Here is a 2,236-nt window from a genome sequence, read left to right as displayed (position 1 = left end):
CCTATATTACACCTCTATATAATAATAGTCAACATTTCTTTTTCATTTTCTACAAAAAAAATTCCACACACTCATACCTCATCTTTATTTTACATATATATAATCAAGATACATGAAAGGAGTGCATCAATTGTTGGATCCCTCCTTATTACACATCATTAGTACTAATGCAAGAAGCCCACACTATCATAGAAACTTTCCTCTCATTCTATTTTGGAGTCAAAAAAGTGGTTGTACTTCCCTTGCTAAGTGGTTTTTTTACCAGATTGATTTATTACAAACAGCTTTAAACTATCACCCCTTCATCCATAATTTCGAATATGAAATATACAAAAGTACACTGGCCTATAATATACGGCTAAGTGTAGCACTACGAGATAAACAAAAGGAAACTTTCAAACTGGTTCGCAATCCGTTTAGAAGAGCAGTCAGTTCTTTCGTGTCCTTAATTGCACCTCCTTATGTAGAAAATGAAGAATGGAAACCCATTCGAAAGTTTTTATATCAAAATGAAAATTCTCCTAAAGGAATCTCATTCAAACAATTTTTATACTACCTATTTACTAAAGGTGCTCATGCAAATGATATTAACGCTCACTTTACACAACAATATATAGCAGGTGAAGAAGAGTATGTAACCAATTATATATACTTAGAAAATTTCGATCAGGAAATGAAAGAATTAGAAAAACGTTTCGAATTAAAACCTGCACCGATAAATGAGTTTTCAACATCATGGCATCATCAAACCCCTGCCATGATTTATAAAGGGAATTTCAGCGATGCCGATATTACTGATCCTTTATTCCCTCGTCATCCGACTTTTGAAAGCTTTTATGATGATGAATGTATACAGCTCGTCAAAACAATATTTCAAAAAGATTTCGATACATATAGATATAACAAAGAATATCCCTACTAATTTAAGTCCATTATCTTCGCTAAATATAAAAAGATACCTTATACATATATATGAGGTATCTTTTTAACATTTAAACTATATAAAACATACAATTTAACAGTCCCTACTATCCATTTTATTACCCTTTAATAGATTACGTAACTTTTGCTTATCCGCCCATCCTACTCCAATTAAAACTAGACTCCCTCCCATTATTATCTTCCATGTCAGAGATTCATTTAATAGGATAATTGAAGTAATGATACTTATTAACGGCAATCCATTTAAGTACAGTCCACTTATTGATGCTGAGACCGTCTCTAGCGCTTTATTCCAGAACCAATATGCTAAAATTGTTGCCCCAATAACAAGGTATACTACACTAAATCCAATCTTCCATGTTTCGATTTTTGGGAAACCGTAGTAAAAAATTTCTATCATTGCAAATGGCAACACAATAGCTGCACCTATCATTAGTGTTACTGTAGTGAAAACTTTATTAGATAAACGTCGTTCTTGTTTTGGCCGTTTTAACAAAACTGTGTAGAACGCAAATAAAAAGGTACTTAATAAAATAAGTATATCTCCTATTAAAGACACCTCTTGATTAGTATCGCTAGATGGAATTGTAATAAAGAGCACTCCTATAGCGCCCAACATAATCCCGATCCAATAATCCATCTGAATTTTCTCTTTCAGAAAGAACGCTGAAAAGAGAATTGTAACTAATGGCAATGCAGCATCAATAATACTAACATGTAATCCACTTGTTAAAGAAATACCATAGGATGTGAACATAAAGTACCCAGCTACACCAGTAAAAGACAGTAAACTCATTCTTTTCCACGGAATATGTTTATGTATAACTGCTTTTTGTAGTTCGTTAAATGAGAAAAACATACAAATCCCACCCGCAAAGAAAAGACGAATAAATAACAAAGTAAACGGTTGAATGGATTCTAATGCCCATTTCGTTGGTGCAATGGCTGTCCCCCATAATATAACAGCCACTAATAACATGCATATTTCTTTCATAATCCCCCACACCCATCAAAAAATATATGTTAACTACCTTAATTATAGATTTTTTCTTAGGTAAAATCCTTTAAAACCACAAAAAGGTTATGCAAAAAATAGCCATGCAGCTCTTTTTTACATAACCTTTTCATATTAAATCAAAACATTATTGTTCATTCGACAACTAAATTAACATAAAAAGGAAATCCTTGCCTTCAATTTATATTTAAACGTATTACTTTATCATCCGAATTTTATTTTATACCGTTTCTATTCCATTCTTTTTTCATCTTTAAGGTTATTAAATTTATGGATTTC

General features: G+C 31.8%; 2 protein-coding genes. One reads left to right on the top strand and one right to left on the bottom strand.

The annotated features are described in order from the left end of the window. Positions 1–130 precede the first annotated feature (130 nt). Complete coding sequence (locus tag NSS74_RS27910; protein WP_002140185.1) at positions 131–922, top strand: sulfotransferase family 2 domain-containing protein; 792 nt, start codon at positions 131–133, stop codon at positions 920–922. Between the two features lie 93 nt (positions 923–1,015). Here NSS74_RS27910 and NSS74_RS27905 read toward each other — a convergent pair whose 3' ends face one another. Then, positions 1,016–1,936, bottom strand: coding sequence for a DMT family transporter (locus NSS74_RS27905; protein ID WP_002140184.1), 921 nt, complete (start codon positions 1,934–1,936; stop codon positions 1,016–1,018). Between the last annotated feature and the right edge of the window lie 300 nt (positions 1,937–2,236).

Origin of the sequence: Bacillus sp. FSL E2-8868 (assembly GCF_038005505.1) — a bacterium.
In the GTDB taxonomy this organism is placed as follows: Bacteria; Bacillota; Bacilli; order Bacillales; family Bacillaceae_G; genus Bacillus_A; species Bacillus_A mycoides.
Note: the sequence above shows the minus strand (reverse complement) of the source record. Positions and strands in the feature narration are given on the sequence as shown.